12 protein-coding genes are annotated in these 17,353 nt (G+C 49.1%); 4 read left to right on the top strand and 8 right to left on the bottom strand.

The window, feature by feature from the left end; translation table 11 throughout:
- Window positions 1-16 precede the first annotated feature (16 nt).
- From HBM92_RS23230 to HBM92_RS23215, 4 genes are all read right to left on the bottom strand, one after another.
- Complete coding sequence (locus HBM92_RS23230; protein ID WP_000275563.1) at window positions 17-877, bottom strand: nucleoside-specific channel-forming protein Tsx; 861 nt, start codon at window positions 875-877, stop codon at window positions 17-19.
- 76 nt (window positions 878-953) lie between these two features.
- On the bottom strand, window positions 954-2,573 hold the full coding sequence (locus tag HBM92_RS23225; RefSeq protein ID WP_001443192.1) for a bifunctional metallophosphatase/5'-nucleotidase: 1,620 nt from the start codon (window positions 2,571-2,573) through the stop codon (window positions 954-956).
- 40 nt (window positions 2,574-2,613) lie between these two features.
- Window positions 2,614-4,164, bottom strand: coding sequence for a bifunctional metallophosphatase/5'-nucleotidase (locus tag HBM92_RS23220; RefSeq protein ID WP_000859430.1), 1,551 nt, complete (start codon window positions 4,162-4,164; stop codon window positions 2,614-2,616).
- A 232-nt stretch (window positions 4,165-4,396) separates the two neighbouring features.
- Window positions 4,397-5,521 (bottom strand): hypothetical protein, encoded by a 1,125-nt coding sequence (locus HBM92_RS23215; protein WP_000105536.1) that lies wholly within the window; start codon window positions 5,519-5,521, stop codon window positions 4,397-4,399.
- 132 nt (window positions 5,522-5,653) lie between these two features.
- On the opposite strand from HBM92_RS23215, the gene HBM92_RS23210 reads away from it, so the two are divergent.
- From HBM92_RS23210 to yijE, 4 genes are all read left to right on the top strand, one after another.
- Window positions 5,654-7,207 carry a bifunctional metallophosphatase/5'-nucleotidase gene (locus HBM92_RS23210; protein WP_000694070.1) on the top strand — a complete coding sequence of 518 codons (1,554 nt, stop codon included), beginning with the start codon at window positions 5,654-5,656 and terminating at the stop codon, window positions 7,205-7,207.
- A gap of 381 nt (window positions 7,208-7,588) precedes the next feature.
- Window positions 7,589-8,479 carry a methylenetetrahydrofolate reductase gene (gene metF / locus HBM92_RS23205; protein ID WP_000007515.1) on the top strand — a complete coding sequence of 297 codons (891 nt, stop codon included), beginning with the start codon at window positions 7,589-7,591 and terminating at the stop codon, window positions 8,477-8,479.
- A gap of 328 nt (window positions 8,480-8,807) precedes the next feature.
- The gene (katG, locus tag HBM92_RS23200; protein ID WP_001296626.1) at window positions 8,808-10,988 is read left to right on the top strand and encodes a catalase/peroxidase HPI; all 2,181 of its coding nucleotides are present in this window, start codon (window positions 8,808-8,810) and stop codon (window positions 10,986-10,988) included.
- Window positions 10,989-11,081: 93 nt separating this feature from the next.
- Window positions 11,082-11,987, top strand: a complete 906-nt coding sequence (gene yijE, locus HBM92_RS23195; RefSeq protein ID WP_001271242.1) for a cystine transporter YijE — start codon at window positions 11,082-11,084, stop codon at window positions 11,985-11,987.
- Between the two features lie 26 nt (window positions 11,988-12,013).
- Here yijE and HBM92_RS23190 read toward each other — a convergent pair whose 3' ends face one another.
- From HBM92_RS23190 to ptsP, 4 genes are all read right to left on the bottom strand, one after another.
- The gene (locus tag HBM92_RS23190; RefSeq protein WP_000647854.1) at window positions 12,014-12,631 is read right to left on the bottom strand and encodes a DUF1287 domain-containing protein; all 618 of its coding nucleotides are present in this window, start codon (window positions 12,629-12,631) and stop codon (window positions 12,014-12,016) included.
- A gap of 275 nt (window positions 12,632-12,906) precedes the next feature.
- Complete coding sequence (gldA, locus tag HBM92_RS23185; protein ID WP_000374004.1) at window positions 12,907-14,010, bottom strand: bifunctional L-1,2-propanediol dehydrogenase/glycerol dehydrogenase; 1,104 nt, start codon at window positions 14,008-14,010, stop codon at window positions 12,907-12,909.
- Between the two features lie 10 nt (window positions 14,011-14,020).
- Window positions 14,021-14,683 (bottom strand): fructose-6-phosphate aldolase, encoded by a 663-nt coding sequence (fsa, locus tag HBM92_RS23180; RefSeq protein WP_000424855.1) that lies wholly within the window; start codon window positions 14,681-14,683, stop codon window positions 14,021-14,023.
- Between the two features lie 11 nt (window positions 14,684-14,694).
- Window positions 14,695-17,196 carry a phosphoenolpyruvate--protein phosphotransferase gene (gene ptsP / locus HBM92_RS23175; RefSeq protein ID WP_001185152.1) on the bottom strand — a complete coding sequence of 834 codons (2,502 nt, stop codon included), beginning with the start codon at window positions 17,194-17,196 and terminating at the stop codon, window positions 14,695-14,697.
- Window positions 17,197-17,353: the final 157 nt, after the last annotated feature.

The raw sequence follows: 17,353 nt of genomic DNA, 5'->3' as shown, positions 1-17,353 counted from the left end.
TAAAATGTCACCTAATTTAAAATTGATAACCAATAGTAGTATAGGTTCCCCATCCTGTATTTTTTAATTCAAATGGACCATCTCCGAAGTTAACCTTCTCTCCCGCATTCCATTGTCCACCGTTGTGAAAATAACGTAGTGTAAATGCAAATTTCCAGTGTTCATATAGAAGGGAAAGGATATGGCTTGAAGCAATAGCATTACTGGTTCGTTTATTATTGTGTGACTTGTCCGCAAGATCGGAGCCAAAATCAAAGTTAGTAAAACTATTGTATACCAATCGTCCTCCGAATAAATTTGTAAGAGGGATGCTATATTTTATTTTGAATCGATATCCGTCCCATTCATTTTCATTAGCGGCACCATAGTTTTGCCACTGATACTTGGCGTATATATTGGCAGAAAGCTTAATTGGTAGACCCGTGTCGATATCTGTACCAAGCCCCATATACCATGTACTTTGCCGGGATGACTGGTTGTCACCCATATCATAGACATAGTTGTTTGCAATGAACCATTCTTTAAATGGGCCGAACGCAAGATTTAATCCGGTCAATTTGTCAATGGAAAACCGAGGTTCTATTTCCGTAAATAGTGGTGAGCCCTCATCCCAGATCCCAACATCATAGTGACTGCCGACGCCAAAGAATTTCGGTAGATCAACATAACCATAAAAATCAAACCAGTCTTTTCTTCCTGCTACAGTATATTCAGGGTAGAGGTCGTTAGTCAGTCTTGGGCCAAAGCGAGAGTCTGTGCGACCAATGACATTCAAGCTTTGATGTAACCAGCTTTCATCAATTTTAATTTCCTGAGCGTTTCCAATGCAAGGTATTAATAGAATGGATAAAGCTATCCAGTGCTTTTTTATATACATAAATATATCTCTTATATATTGTTGATTTAGAGAGAAATAATGTCATCCAGTGAATGAATGGTATTATAAGTTTTTGTTATTTGCTTACTTCTACCCGCATTTCATTTACCTGTGCAGGAGTAATCTTGTGGCCTTTCTTAAAATAATCGATTACGACATTGGACATGTTATTTCCGGCGCGGACCTGGACATTTTTCCCTTCTTTGAATGCCAGAAAACCATCGCCCCCAAGTGCAAGGAAAGTCGTAGTCGCAACATGGTAAATATTCGTATCAACGATCTCTTCACCATTAATTTTAAAAGATACAATGCGCTGATCTACTGGTTTCTGCAGGGTATAGCGCATTTCTGCGCCTTTTGACATTTGCAGGATGCCATTGGTAAGCGATGCCCCGTGTTCCAGTAGGTTACGCAGATCCTTACCGCTGAGATCCATTTCAGTAAGTTCATTCTTGAAGGGGAATGTACTGGTAATGTCACCAAAGGTAATCGTGCCTGCATTTATATCAGCACGTAAACTGCCGGAGTTTATCAACGCAATTTGTGCAGTCGGTGCAGCGACAAGCATTGCATCGGTAAACAGGTTGCCAAGTTGCGATGACTCACCGTAGGCACGAGTTAATGCAATCGATGATTCACCGACTGGTTGGCGTACAAGATCCGCCAGTTTTTTATTCCAGCCATTGATAACTTTTTGTGTGGTTGGATCAGGTATCCATTCATCGGCATAAACCGTTTTCAGCTCAAAGCTCTTCACTTTATGAGTACGAGCTGTAGGGTTGACATCAAGGATTAATTTACCAATATCGATACCGCCACTGTCAGTCGAAAGGATTAAGGTGTTGCCGACTTTGATTGGTTCTGGCGTTCCGACGTGGGCATGCCCGGTAATCAGAATATCCAATCCTTTCACCTTGCTTGCGGTTTGAATATCTTTATCCAGCGCACGTCTAACATCTGTATTGCCAATGCTGGACTGACGCGCCGGTACGCCTTCATGAACCAGCGCCACGGTGAGGTCAACCTTATCACGTAACTCATCGATATAATGCTGCAAATACTTCACTTCATCACGTGCTTCAATCCCCTGATTCTTGAGGGTCGCGGAAGATTTATCAAATCGGTTATTATTGTCATTATCGAGTCCCTGGAGAGAGAGCTCCGAGACCGTGTCATTAAATGCAAATACGCCGTGTAGCCCAACAATACCAATCTTGATGCCATCTTTTTCCAGGATGGTGTAGGGCTTGTTCCAGAAGGGTTTCTCACTCTCTTTATGATAAACATTGCCTAATAAAACAGGGAAATTCGCTTTGCTTAATTGTCGGAGGGCATTATCCCAGCCATGGTCAAACTCATGATTACCGATTGATACTGCGTCAAAAGGCATGGTATTCATAATATCAATTATTGCTTCGCCCTTTGTCAGGCTACTGATATATGGCCCGGTGAAATAGTCTCCAGCATCAAAATAAAAGGTGGCTTTATTTTTGGCTTTCTCTTGTTTTACTAACGTGGATATATTGGCAAAGCCACCAATGTCGCGTTTTCCGTCTGCGACATACGGTACTTTATAGGAATCCACATGAGCGTGAAGATCATTGGTATAAATAATCGTGACATCCTGCGCCATAACTGAGGTCGAAAAAATAGTCAGCAATGTTGCGGCAAATAAAGTACGCTGCGCTGTTTTCATTCGCATTCCTTGTTAAATAAATTGACTGATAAATGAGATTTTATTTGGCGACGTCCATGACTCGTTTAGTTAAGTCTGGGGTGACAGGTTTATGATTTTTGAAATAATCGATGATAGATTCCGCCGAGGTTGTTCCCGGTATCGTCTTCACATTTTTTCCATTCAAAAATGCTTCAAAACCGTCACCACCACTGGCACAAAAGGAGTGCGTGGCAATACGATATGTTTGATTATCTTCCACGGGTTTGCCGTTAATGGTGAAAGAGATTAACCGTTGGTTGAGTGGTTTTTTGCTGTCATAGACAACCGCAACACTTTTAGAAACTTGTAACACACCGTTAGTTAGATTGGTTGCATGCGTCATCAATGATTTGAGATCGCGGCCCGTCAAATCCATCTCGATGAGGTCATTATTAAAGGGGAATGTGCTAATAACATCTCCCAGTGTGATATCGCCTTTAGGAAAATCAGCTCGCATCCCACCGCTATTTTGAAATCCGGCAACGGCATCAGGTGTTTTTTCCATCATTGCATCAAGAATAAGGTTGCCGGTAGAAGAGGAACTACCATACTCACGTGTTAAAACTACGGGAGAATGGCCGACAACTTCCTTTGTTATTTTGTTAAGCTTTGCACTCCATTTATCAATAGTATTTTGAACGATGGTGTCAGGTTTAAATTGATCTGCAAAGATGGTGATTAACTCACCATTATAACTATCAATTTTCTTCGTTTTCGGATTGTAATCAAGCACAAGTTTTCCGATGTTGGTGCCGTATGCATCGGTAGATACAATTAATGTGTTATTAACTTTTATTGGTTGCGGTGTTCCGACATGTGCGTGACCGGTAATTAAGACATCAACACCATTCACTTTTTTAGCTGTCTCAATATCTGCCTGTAGTAGCCGCTCCACATCTTTACTACCAAAGCTTGATTGACGCGCCGGGACACCTTCGTGAATTAGCAAAACGGTAATGTCGACTTTACCTTTTAATTCTGCAAGTGCTTTATTTAAATATTTAATTTCGTCTCTGGCTTCTACGCCTTCACGTGCTTTTGCCGCGACTGTATCATAGAAAGCGAATGCGCCATGCAATCCAATCACACCAATCTTTAAACCATCTTTTTCGATAATGGTCCACGGATGATCCCAAACTGGTTTATTCGTATCGGTGTAGTAGATATTTCCCAGCAGAATGGGGAATTTTGCTTTTGATAACTGAGACACCATATTGGGCACACCGTGATCGAACTCGTGATTACCAACAGACACCGCATCAAAGGGCATAGTGTTCATGATATCAATAATAGCTTCACCTTTGGTCAGGGTGCTGATATACGGCCCGGTAAAATAGTCGCCTGCATCAAAGAAAAACACATCTTTGCTTTTTTTCTTCGCTTCATTAACGATGCCTGCAATATTAGCCATACCACCTATAAGTCTGTTCTTATCAACAGCGATGATTTTTGCCGGATTGACATGTGCGTGAATGTCATTCGTATAATAAATAGTAACGTCCTGAGCTAGAACACTGTGAGAAAATATCACGCCGAATATGACTGATAATGTTGTAAATACAGTTTTCATCATCCCTCCTGGATAGGGTGTGTTACATTTGTTGAATTATTTAAATAAAAGGCACATCGTGTCTTATTTTATGTAAGCATAGTTCAGAAAAGTATTGTGTGATCTTAGTAACAAATAATGTTATTAATTAAACATTGACCATGATTATATTTCACGGTCATACATTTATATATTTAATTAAATGAAAGGTAGTGATCTCTCTTAATTTATGGTCGTTTGTCGAGTGTATTGACTAACAAGATGGAGTGAGCGATTCATTGTATTTTAACGCCAGTGAGGTCAGCATTTGCGTTACGCGACCTGCGGATAATAACGCGCTTTGGGTAAAGTCGTGTTGGTCTGTCAGCCATGTGATAAAACAACGACTGGTTGCCAGAGAAACATTTGCGCCCCTTTCTAAGCTGGCTCCCGTGAGTAGGCAGACCATCTTGCAATTATTCCCCTGCTCCCAGCGCTGCCACTGATTTTGCCACCAACCATGGTATGTCGTTCCCTTAAAATGCCAGGGCGTATCAGCGTTACTGTCACTGATTTCTTCTTCTACGAACCAAAGTTCACCTTGTTGTTGGCGGAACTGATCTGCCCAGGCTGTAATAATTGCGCCTCTTAGAAAACATTCGTGTGAAATAATATGCGTTTTGACATCTGGATAGCGGATTTTCAGTATTCTGAAATGCCCGTGTGCCGTGATAACCGGGCGTAGTATGGCTCCCTTACCGTTGCGCTTGAGTACAGCACTGCCATACTGAATTTCATCGAACTGGCTCCGGCGCAAGAATTGCGCTTCACGCATATCTACCTTCTGCACGATATCGCGATGGTGCATAGTTGGTTCTGTGTTGCCCTTGTAACTGTACCGCAGACTGTCTCCTGTCTGATGTTGCGTATAATTCGTGGAGAGATGAAGAATGTTGCCACGAGTGGCGTCAAGACTGACTAAAACATACAGTTTTTGTACTGCGCTGGCCCCTTGAAAGGGTATGAACAGTTGAACGGTTTCAATGGCCTGGGGATGCGTAATTTCTTTCTGATATTTTTTAGGCGTCCAGACTTTTTTGCAGTTACGGCATTGAATGCGTTGCGAACCCTGTGGATTGTGACCATAACAAATCATGTCTGTGCCATAACATACCGGGCAGAAATGGCCTTTCTCAATTGCATAAGTAGACAAGTGAACTGACAACCAGTCACGAAATTGTTGCTCGTCAAACAACGGCGGGTAACTGCCACATGCCCGACAGTGCAGTGCCGGATAACCCAGTTTATAGTCTGGCCAACTGTAATCTTCCGATGAGGCCAATCCCAAATTTCGGCAACCGAACGTTTTACAGGCATTAATCGTAAACAGAGTCGACATATATCACCAACGATTTCACAAGGTCGTTGATTTTGTCCGGCAACTATCCCCTGCGGATGTGATTACTCTCACATAAATAAGTCTTTCAGAACGTAATGTAGCAATCCTTTATCTCACTGAAAGGGATTGTTTATGAAAATTAAAATACTTGCTGCGGGTATCGCATTAACACTGCCGTTCTGGGCTTGCGCTAAAGATGTCACTATCATTTATACCAACGACCTCCATGCGCATGTAGAACCTTATAAAGTGCCGTGGATCGCTGACGGTAAACGGGATATTGGCGGCTGGGCAAATATCACTACGCTGGTTAAGCAAGAAAAAGCAAAAAATAAAGCGACATGGTTTTTTGATGCGGGCGACTATTTTACCGGGCCATATATCAGCAGCCTGACCAAAGGTAAGGCTATTATCGATATTATGAATACTATGCCGTTTGATGCCGTCACAATAGGCAACCATGAATTTGACCACGGCTGGGACAACACATTATTACAGTTGAGCCAGGCAAAATTCCCTATTGTGCAGGGCAATATTTTTTATCAGAACAGCAGTAAATCATTCTGGGATAAGCCATATACCATCATCGAAAAAGACGGTGTGAAAATAGGCGTTATAGGTTTGCACGGAGTATTTGCCTTTAATGATACGGTATCTGCTGCCACGCGCGTGGGTATTGAAGCGCGCGATGAAATTAAATGGCTACAACGTTATATCGATGAACTCAAAGGCAAGGTTGATTTGACCGTCGCCCTGATCCACGAAGGTGTTCCAGCCCGCCAGTCCAGTATGGGAGGCACAGATGTGCGTCGCGCGTTGGATAAAGATATTCAGACGGCAAGTCAGGTGAAAGGGCTGGATATTTTGATCACCGGACATGCACATGTGGGTACGCCGGAACCGATTAAAGTCGGCAATACGCTCATCCTCTCCACTGACAGCGGCGGGATTGATGTGGGCAAACTGGTTCTCGACTACAAAGAGAAGCCGCATAATTTTACGGTGAAAAACTTCGAGCTTAAAACCATTTACGCTGACGAGTGGAAGCCCGATCAGCAAACGAAACAGGTGATCGACGGCTGGAATAAAAAGCTTGATGAAGTGGTGCAACAAACGGTGGCGCAATCGCCGGTTGAATTAAAACGTGCCTATGGTGAATCGGCTTCCCTCGGGAACCTGGCGGCTGACGCTTTACTGGCAGCAGCGGGTAAAAATACCCAACTGGCGTTAACAAACTCTGGTGGTATCCGCAATGAGATCCCCGCAGGGGCGATTACGATGGGCGGCGTCATCAGTACGTTCCCGTTCCCCAACGAACTGGTGACGATGGAACTCACGGGTAAACAATTACGCAGTCTGATGGAACACGGCGCAAGTTTAAGCAATGGCGTTTTACAGGTATCGAAAGGCCTGGAAATGAAGTACGACAGCAGCAAGCCGGTTGGTCAGCGGGTAATCACACTGACTCTGAATGGCAAACCCATTGAAGATGCGACGGTTTATCACATTGCTACTCAGAGTTTCCTTGCTGATGGTGGAGATGGTTTTACCGCCTTTACCGAAGGGAAAGCGCGTAACATAACGGGCGGTTATTACGTTTATCACGCGGTGGTTGATTACTTCAAAGCGGGCAACACCATTACGGATGAACAGCTCAACGGTATGCGCGTGAAGGATATCAAATAAAAGTGCGCACTGAATTGACTCAACTGTTTGTTACCCGTTGATTGCGCAGATCCTGTATTCGGCCTACGCGAGGGCGCAGGCCAAATCAGATGCCTTAACATCACCATCCGGTGGCAGGACGTTGTTTTTCGAATTAGCCCAGGTGTCGCTGTGTTGTCAGAATATGAGTCAAAACGTGCGAGGTGGATTGCGCTATAGAGAAATCTTTTATCGCCTCTAATTAAGATGAGTTTTTTTCATCTTCCCTGATTTTTCCTCACCATCATTGGTTATTTTTCGGTTGACGCCCTTCGGCTTTTCCTTCATCTTTACATCTGGACGTCTAAACGGATAGATGTGCACAACACAACATATAACGATAAGCGATTGATGAGGTAAGGTATGAGCTTTTTTCACGCCAGCCAGCGGGATGCCCTGAATCAGAGTCTGGCAGAAGTCCAGGGGCAGATTAACGTTTCGTTCGAATTTTTCCCGCCGCGTACCAGTGAAATGGAGCAGACCCTGTGGAACTCCATCGATCGCCTTAGCAGCCTGAAACCGAAGTTTGTATCGGTGACCTATGGCGCAAACTCCGGCGAGCGCGACCGTACGCACAGCATTATTAAAGGCATTAAAGATCGCACCGGCCTGGAAGCGGCACCGCATCTTACCTGCATTGATGCGACGCCTGCCGAGCTGCGGATCATTGCACGCGACTACTGGAATAACGGTATTCGCCATATCGTGGCGCTGCGTGGCGACCTGCCGCCGGGAAGTGGTAAGCCAGAAATGTATGCTTCTGACCTGGTGACGCTGTTAAAAGAAGTGGCAGATTTCGATATCTCCGTGGCGGCGTATCCGGAAGTACATCCAGAAGCGAAAAGTGCCCAGGCCGATTTACTCAACCTGAGACGAAAAGTGGATGCCGGAGCCAACCGCGCCATTACTCAGTTCTTCTTCGATGTCGAAAGCTACCTGCGTTTTCGCGATCGCTGCGTCTCGGCAGGCATTGATGTGGAAATCATTCCGGGAATTTTGCCGGTTTCGAACTTTAAACAGGCGAAGAAATTTGCCGACATGACCAACGTGCGTATTCCGGCGTGGATGGCACAAATGTTCGACGGCCTGGATGACGATGCTGAAACCCGCAAGCTGGTGGGCGCGAATATTGCCATGGATATGGTGAAGATTTTAAGCCGTGAAGGAGTGAAAGATTTCCACTTCTATACGCTTAACCGCGCTGAAATGAGTTACGCGATTTGCCATACACTGGGAGTTCGACCTGGTTTATAAATAGTGTGCCTTTTGTGAAAATCACACAGTGTTCACAAATTTTAAACAGAGCACAAAATGCTGCCTCGAAATGAGGGCGGGAAAATAAGGTTATCAGCCTTGTTTTCGCCTTCATTACTTGAAGGGTACCAGGCTAAAACCTTTTCTTATAAAGCATTCTGCCGAAATCAGACATACTCATAAAGGCTTAATTACGATCAATTTGATCTACATCTCTTTAACCAACAATATGTAAGATCTCAACTATCGCATCCGTGGATTAATTCAATTATAACTTCTCTCTAACGCTGTGTATCGTAACGGTAACACTGTAGAGGGGAGCACATTGATGAGCACGTCAGACGATATCCATAACACGACAGCCACCGGCAAATGCCCGTTCCATCAGGGCGGTCACGACCAGAGCGCAGGTGGGGGCACAACCACGCGCGACTGGTGGCCAAATCAACTCCGTGTTGACCTGTTAAACCAACATTCTAATCGTTCTAACCCGCTGGGTGAGGACTTTGACTACCGCAAAGAATTCAGCAAATTAGATTACTACGGCCTGAAAAAAGATCTGAAAGCCCTGCTGACAGAATCTCAACCGTGGTGGCCAGCCGACTGGGGCAGCTACGCCGGTCTGTTTATTCGTATGGCCTGGCACGGCGCGGGTACTTACCGTTCAATCGACGGTCGCGGCGGCGCGGGTCGTGGTCAGCAACGTTTTGCACCGCTGAACTCCTGGCCGGATAACGTAAGCCTCGATAAAGCGCGTCGCCTGTTGTGGCCAATCAAACAGAAATATGGTCAGAAAATCTCCTGGGCCGACCTGTTTATCCTCGCGGGTAACGTGGCGCTGGAAAACTCCGGCTTCCGTACCTTCGGTTTTGGTGCCGGTCGTGAAGACGTCTGGGAACCGGATCTGGATGTTAACTGGGGTGATGAAAAAGCCTGGCTGACTCACCGTCATCCGGAAGCGCTGGCGAAAGCACCGCTGGGTGCAACCGAGATGGGCCTGATTTACGTTAACCCGGAAGGCCCGGATCACAGCGGCGAACCACTTTCGGCAGCAGCAGCTATCCGCGCGACCTTCGGCAACATGGGCATGAATGACGAAGAAACCGTGGCGCTGATTGCGGGTGGTCATACGCTGGGTAAAACCCACGGTGCCGGTCCGACATCAAACGTAGGTCCTGATCCAGAAGCAGCACCGATTGAAGAACAAGGTTTAGGCTGGGCGAGCACTTACGGCAGCGGCGTTGGCGCAGATGCCATTACCTCTGGTCTGGAAGTGGTCTGGACCCAGACGCCGACCCAGTGGAGCAACTATTTCTTCGAGAACTTGTTCAAGTATGAGTGGGTACAGACCCGCAGCCCGGCTGGCGCAATCCAGTTTGAAGCGGTAGACGCACCGGAAATTATCCCGGATCCGTTTGATCCGTCGAAGAAACGTAAACCGACGATGCTGGTGACCGACCTGACGCTGCGTTTTGATCCTGAGTTCGAGAAGATCTCTCGTCGTTTCCTCAACGATCCGCAGGCGTTCAACGAAGCCTTTGCTCGTGCCTGGTTCAAACTGACGCACAGGGATATGGGGCCGAAATCTCGTTACATCGGGCCGGAAGTACCGAAAGAAGATCTGATCTGGCAAGATCCGCTGCCGCAGCCGATCTACAACCCGACCGAGCAGGACATTATCGATCTGAAATTCGCGATTGCGGATTCTGGTCTGTCTGTTAGTGAGCTGGTATCGGTGGCCTGGGCGTCTGCTTCTACCTTCCGTGGTGGCGACAAACGTGGTGGTGCCAACGGTGCGCGTCTGGCATTAATGCCGCAGCGTGACTGGGATGTGAACGCCGCAGCCGTTCGTGCTCTGCCAGTTCTGGAGAAAATTCAGAAAGAGTCTGGCAAAGCTTCGCTGGCGGATATCATCGTGCTGGCAGGTGTGGTTGGCGTTGAGAAAGCCGCAAGCGCCGCAGGTTTGAGCATTCATGTACCGTTTGCGCCGGGCCGCGTTGATGCGCGTCAGGATCAGACTGACATTGAGATGTTCGAACTGCTGGAGCCAATTGCTGACGGTTTCCGTAACTATCGCGCTCGTCTGGACGTTTCCACCACCGAGTCACTGTTGATTGATAAAGCACAGCAACTGACGCTGACCGCGCCGGAAATGACTGCGCTGGTGGGCGGGATGCGCGTACTGGGTGCCAACTTCGATGGCAGCAAAAACGGCGTCTTCACTGACCGCGTTGGCGTATTGAGCAATGACTTCTTCGTGAACTTGCTGGATATGCGTTACGAGTGGAAAGCGACCGACGAATCGAAAGAACTGTTCGAAGGCCGTGACCGCGAAACTGGCGAAGTGAAATACACAGCCAGCCGTGCGGATCTGGTCTTTGGTTCTAACTCTGTCCTGCGTGCGGTGGCGGAAGTCTACGCCAGCAGCGATGCCCACGAGAAGTTTGTTAAAGACTTCGTGGCAGCGTGGGTGAAAGTGATGAACCTCGACCGTTTCGACCTGCTGTAATCTGACCTTCTTCAGCGACTGCCTTTCATGCAGTCGCTGAAGTTTCTTTACCGGCGTATAGTGTCCACAGGAAAACTACACACTGGATCTCTCATGTCTGCCGCAGGAAAGAGCAACCCACTGGCAATCAGTGGCCTGGTTGTGCTCACACTTATCTGGAGTTATAGCTGGATTTTCATGAAGCAAGTCACCAGCTACATCGGTGCCTTCGACTTCACCGCCTTACGCTGCATTTTCGGCGCTCTCGTTTTATTCATCGTCCTTTTATTACGTGGTCGCGGAATGCGCCCGACGCCGTTTAAATACACCTTAGCCATTGCCCTGTTACAAACCTGCGGGATGGTTGGCCTGGCACAGTGGGCGCTGGTCAGCGGCGGAGCGGGGAAGGTGGCAATCCTGAGCTATACCATGCCGTTCTGGGTGGTAATTTTCGCCGCGTTGTTTCTCGGTGAACGCCTGCGACGTGGGCAATATTTCGCGATACTGATTGCCGCTTTCGGCTTATTTTTGGTGTTGCAGCCGTGGCAACTCGATTTCTCTTCGATGAAAAGTGCCATGCTGGCAATCCTCTCCGGTGTGAGTTGGGGGGCGAGCGCGATTGTTGCTAAACGTCTGTATGCCCGCCATCCGCGCGTGGATTTATTGTCGCTAACATCCTGGCAGATGCTGTATGCGGCGCTGGTGATGAGCGTGGTCGCTTTACTGGTGCCGCAACGTGAAATTGACTGGCAACCCACCGTGTTCTGGGCGCTGGCCTACAGTGCGATTCTGGCGACAGCGCTGGCGTGGAGCTTATGGTTGTTTGTATTGAAAAACTTGCCTGCCAGTATTGCCAGCTTAAGCACACTGGCCGTTCCCGTTTGCGGCGTACTCTTTTCCTGGTGGCTGCTCGGTGAGAATCCGGGGGCAGTTGAAGGTAGCGGTATTGTGCTGATTGTGCTGGCACTGGCGCTGGTGAGCCGTAAGAAAAAAGAAGCCGTCAGTGTAAAAAGGATCTGAATTTTTTCTTCATGTGGGGAGATCTCTTATTTAGCAAAATACCGATAGTGCCCCACCATCCGCCAGCTAAACAGTACATCTTCTTCCTGCGCGCCTGCGCCAATGTTATGTATCACCAGCGGCGTACCGTCGCGGGCGAAGCCATCTGACACCACCCCAATATGTGCCAGCCCGTTATCTAATCGCCAGGAGACAATATCGCCCGCTTGATAGTCACTGGGGTTCTTGCTGGTGGGGCGTGTTTTATCGTGGCGGGTAAACCAGGTTTCCAGATTAGGCACCCGACGGTGATCGATGTTGCTGTCCGGGCGCTTTAACTGCCATTTTTGCGGGTACGCAGCAAAATTCTTCGCCATATCTTCGTGCACCAGTTTCTGCAAATCGACCTTCTGGCTGCGCAATGCACGGATCACCACATCGGAACATACGCCGCGTTCTTGCGGGACATCACCGCCAGGATAGGTAAGCTGCACATACGCCGGATCGTAAAATAGCGTGCTGCCGATTTGCAGTCTGGCGCCGTCTGCGATGGCAAGATTGGTGTTAGCTTGGATTTGTACCACGGTTGGTGGAACGGCGGGATATTTTAAGGAGTAACTGGTAAATAACGTCAGAAGACTGAATAACGCCAGTGAAGCTTTCATCTGTTTCGTCCGTGAAAATAAGAGTCACAGATTCGACCTTCCGGGCTAACGATTGTTCTGTGGAGAAAATGTCCAGAAGCGGATAAAAAAACACCCGAACAAGGTGGAAGTTTCAGATTACTGGCACAGCGTGCCGGATGCGGCGTGAACGCCTTATCCGGCCTACAAAAGTACGTAAATTTACTATATTGCAGAGATTGCGTAGGCCTGATAAGCGTAGCGCATCAGGCAATTTTGCGTTCAAACTCCCGGACAAGCCGGGAGTTTGGAGTAGGTTATTCCCACTCTTGCAGGAAACGCTGACCATACTGGTCGGCTACCAGCAGTGCGGCGTAAACCTGATCTGGCGTCGCGCCGCCAGGCATGTTGTGGATGGTTTCACCTTCTGCACATGCCGCTTCTGCCACAATTCGCATTTTCGCCGGGACATCTTCTTTAATATCCAGTTGAGCGAGAGTTATTGGCAAACCTACCGCATGGCTAAGCGCAGCTACGGTTTCGATTTCCTCCACCGGCGCGTTTTCCAGAACCAGCTGCGTCAGCGTACCGAATGCCACTTTTTCACCATGATAATAGTGATGCGCGTCCGGGATAGCGGTCAGGCCGTTATGTACCGCGTGTGCCGCCGCCAGCCCGCCGCTTTCAAAACCAACGCCACTCAAATAGGTGTTCGCTTCAATCACGCGCTCCAGCGCTGGAGTCACTACATGCTGTTCGGCGGCAAGCATCGCTTTTTCGCCTTCTTCCAGCAGGGTGTTGTAGCACAGTTCAGCCAGTGCCAGCGCTGCCTGAGTGCACTTGCCACCCGCCATGGTGGTCGCGCCGCTACGGGAACAGGCACGCGCTTCAAACCAGGTTGCCAGCGCATCGCCGATACCCGCCGCTAACAGACGTGCAGGTGCACCAGCGACGATTTTGGTGTCGACAATGACCATATTCGGGTTATTTGGCAACAGCAGATAGCGGTCAAACTCACCCTCATCGGTGTAGATAACAGACAATGCGCTGCACGGTGCGTCGGTAGAAGCGATAGTCGGTGCGATCGCTACCGGAACACCCATGAAATGTGCCAGTGCTTTGGCAGTATCGAGGGTTTTTCCGCCACCGATACCGAGAATTGCGCCACACTGCGCAGTCTCCGCGATGCCACGCAGACGGTCGATCTCATTTTGCGAACATTCACCGCCAAACGGCGCAATTTCTACTACCAGTCCAGCATCTTTAAAGCTTTTCTCGACAGTGGATTGAGCAAAACCTAAAACAAATTTGTCACCCACCACTAACCAGCGTTCCGCCAGTGGCTTCAGGTACTCGCCCAGACGATTAATTACATCTGCGCCCTGGATGTATTTACCTGGTGATTGAATAATGCGGTCCATAATTACTCCTTTAGAGATGAGTAGTGCCAAATGCGGCATTCCAGTCGTGCTCGAACTTCTCTATAGCTGACTCTACCGCAGGGGTGTTAAGCATTTGTTGCGCTACATCTAAGGGCAGTGTGATGGATTCACATCCAGCCAGCAAACAATCCAGCGCCTGACGTGGTGTTTTAAAGCTGGCAGCCAGCACCATGCTTTCTGGCGCATGCATTTCCAGTAACGCTTGCAACTCCTGTACAGTACGAATGCCGTCACCGCCCTGGGCATCTACGCGGTTAACGTATGGAGCAACGTATTTGGCTCCAGCCAGCGCCGCCAGTAATCCTTGCGCGGCGCTGTACACTGCGGTTCCCAGCGTAGTAATGCCTTCTTTCTTCAGCATTTTAATTGCTGCCAGACCTTCAGAGGTTACCGGAATTTTCACCACAATGCCCGGAATAGCGTCGCGCAGGTGTTTCGCTTCTTTCACCATACCCTGCGCGTCGCGGCTCATGGTCTGAGCAAACAGAATGCCCTCATCACCAATCGCTTTTTGCAGGCGCGGCAGCACTTCCCAGATGGACTCCTTGCTGGCAGCGATAATGCTCGGGTTAGTTGTCACCCCGGCAATCGGGAATATGCGTGCCAGACGTTCGACTTCTGCGACGTTAGCGGTGTCCAGATACAGTTCCATGATGTTTCCTTTTACAGTTCCAGTTCATGTTGCAGCAGGCTGGCGATAGCGTCGGCAGAGGCGGCGTTAACCAGCGCATTACGGAATTCTTCGTGCATGATGCGACGAGCGAGGCGCGAGAAAATGCGCATATGTTGATCGCCCGCGGCGTGTTTGTTCAGGGTTAACATAATGATGAATTGCGCTTCATCATCGCCCCAGCGCATTGGCGCTTGCAGACGCGCTACGCTGATGGTGGATTGCTCAATGTGTTCCGATTTACTGTGGGGAATGGCGAAACTAAAGCCCAGTCCGGTAGAGAAAACGGCCTCGCGCGCCCACAAGTCGGCTTCCAGTTTACGCGGATAGCGGCAGCGGCCCGCCAGCAGCAGGTTATCGGTCATGCCTTTGAGCACTTCTTCTTTGCTGCGCCAGTCGCTTTCCAGTGTGATGCACTCGGCGGTGACCAGCGGTGCGTCCTGTTGGGTCATGCGGAATTGCGCCAGCAGGTGTTCCACTTCCAGCGAAGTACGGCAGGCCATTGCCTGGTTGAGCAACTGGCGGCACTCACGGCTATCAAGTTGCGCCATCCGCGCTTTCGCCGCCGGAATTGATGGTGCGCTCATGCTGAGTTCATCCAGCCCTAAACCGACCAGCAACGGCAGCACGGAACCTTTCGCTCCCAGTTCACCGCACAGACCAATCCATTTGCCCTGGCGATGCACCGCCTGCACGGCGTAATCGAGCGCCCGCAAGAAGGCCGGATTCAGGCTGTTGTAGTGACGAGTCACCTTAGCGTTATCGCGATCCACTGCCAGTAGATATTGCGTCAGGTCATTACTGCCGATACTGAAGAAATCAATCTCTTCGCAGCATTGATCGATGATGAACATCACCGACGGCACTTCCAGCATGATGCCGAGCTGGATCTTCTCATCAAACGGAATGTGTTCGTTACGCAGTTGCTGTTTGGCTTCCGCCAGTTTTTCTTTCACCCATAAGATCTCTTCCATTGAGGAGATCATCGGGATCATGATTTTCAGGCTGCCGTGAGCAGAGGCGCGCAGGATCGACCGTAGTTGTGTGGTAAACAACGACGCGTATTCTTCATAAATACGCACCGCGCGATAACCGAGGAACGGGTTAGCTTCTGCCGGAATGTTCAGATAATCAACGGGTTTATCACCGCCAATGTCCATAGTGCGCACAATAATGCTGCGTCCGTTGGCAGACTCCAGCGCCTGACAAAAAATGTTGTACAGCTCGCTTTCACCCGGTGCACTGGTGCGATCCATATAGAGCATTTCAGTGCGGAACAAACCAACGCCTTCCGCACCATTGCCGAATGCGGCCTGCGCTTCCACGGAGTGAGCGATGTTAGCGGCAATTTCAATGCGGATACCGTCTGCGGTACGCGCTTGCTGGGTCAGCCAGACACGCTGTTGCTCACGCAGAGCGTCCTGTACGCGGGCTTCTTGCTGATAATAACGGGCCACGGATTCCCCTGGCTCAACCACAATCGCCCCTGCGTTGCCGTCGATATAAATCGTCTGATGCTGCCACGGAGTAAGGGCAGCAATATCCACACCTACCAGCGTCGGAATGTTGAACGAACGGGCAAGGATCACCGTATGTGATGTGGTGCCGCCACTTTTCAGTAATAGACCTTTGAGGTGATTTTTATCCAGTTCGAGGAACTGGCTGGGGGTCAGTTCATCAGCCATACAAATGGCGGGCTGCGTCAGTTTGCCCGGTGCCGGGAAGCGTTGCTCACCGTAGATTTGCTGGAGTAACTGGAAGCAGACGTCGCGTACGTCCAGGGCACGTTCTTGCAGGTAGCTGCTGCTGGAACGGGCGAACTCTTCGCAAAAGTGATTCGCACTGGCAACAATCGCTTCGGCGCAGCTTAATCCGGCGCTGACACCTGCCAGTAAATGTTCGCGCAGGGAAGTATCGCCAGCCAGGGATCGGTGCGCTTCCAGAATCGCGCTGGTAGCACCGTCGCTATCCAGCAGACGAAACTCTATGTTTTTCAGTACCAGCGTCAGACCGTTTTCCAGTGCGGATTGTTCGGCGTCAACGCCTTTGGCTGCGGGAAGATTACCCAGCGCATTGAGATCTAAAGAAGAGATCGGCGTCAGAATGCCGCCTGCGCTACCACTGCACACGGTGCGAGCACGGATAATTTGCGGATTCAGATTGGTCAGTGAAACCGGCAGTGGTTCCAGTTCGTCAGATTTTACTTCCGCCAGCGGTGCGTCGCAGTGGGGGAATTCATCGCGCAGCCATTGGCTTAAACGCTGGTACGCTTCCTGTTCGTCGGCCCCGGAAATCAGTAACTGGCAGTTATCGCCCACCAGCGTATCGGTGCCAATCAGCGCAAGGGCGCTTTTGGCGTTGCCCTTGCGGTCAGTGCGCAGGTTATGCCACTCAATTTGTGATGAAAAAGTATTACACAGCGTTTCAACGTGGCTTGCCGGACGCGCATGCACGCCGTTAGGTAGCTCACAAATAAATTCCACAATCAGGGCCATTGCCTTTCTCCCGGTACGGTTTTCTGTTTACAGGATAAGAGCGCACGGCAACGGCCTGCCATGTGACAAATCTGCCAAAAGCTGGACAAATGTAATGTAACCGTCAATTTGCGACGCGTCTCACAAGACGCCGTTTTGCGGCGTACTTCCGGATTAT

Source organism: Escherichia sp. E.sYA108 (assembly GCF_011754335.1).
GTDB classification, from domain to species: Bacteria; Pseudomonadota; Gammaproteobacteria; order Enterobacterales; family Enterobacteriaceae; genus Escherichia; species Escherichia coli.
The sequence above is the reverse complement of the archived record's forward strand: the minus strand, read 5'-3'. Positions and strand labels throughout refer to the sequence as shown.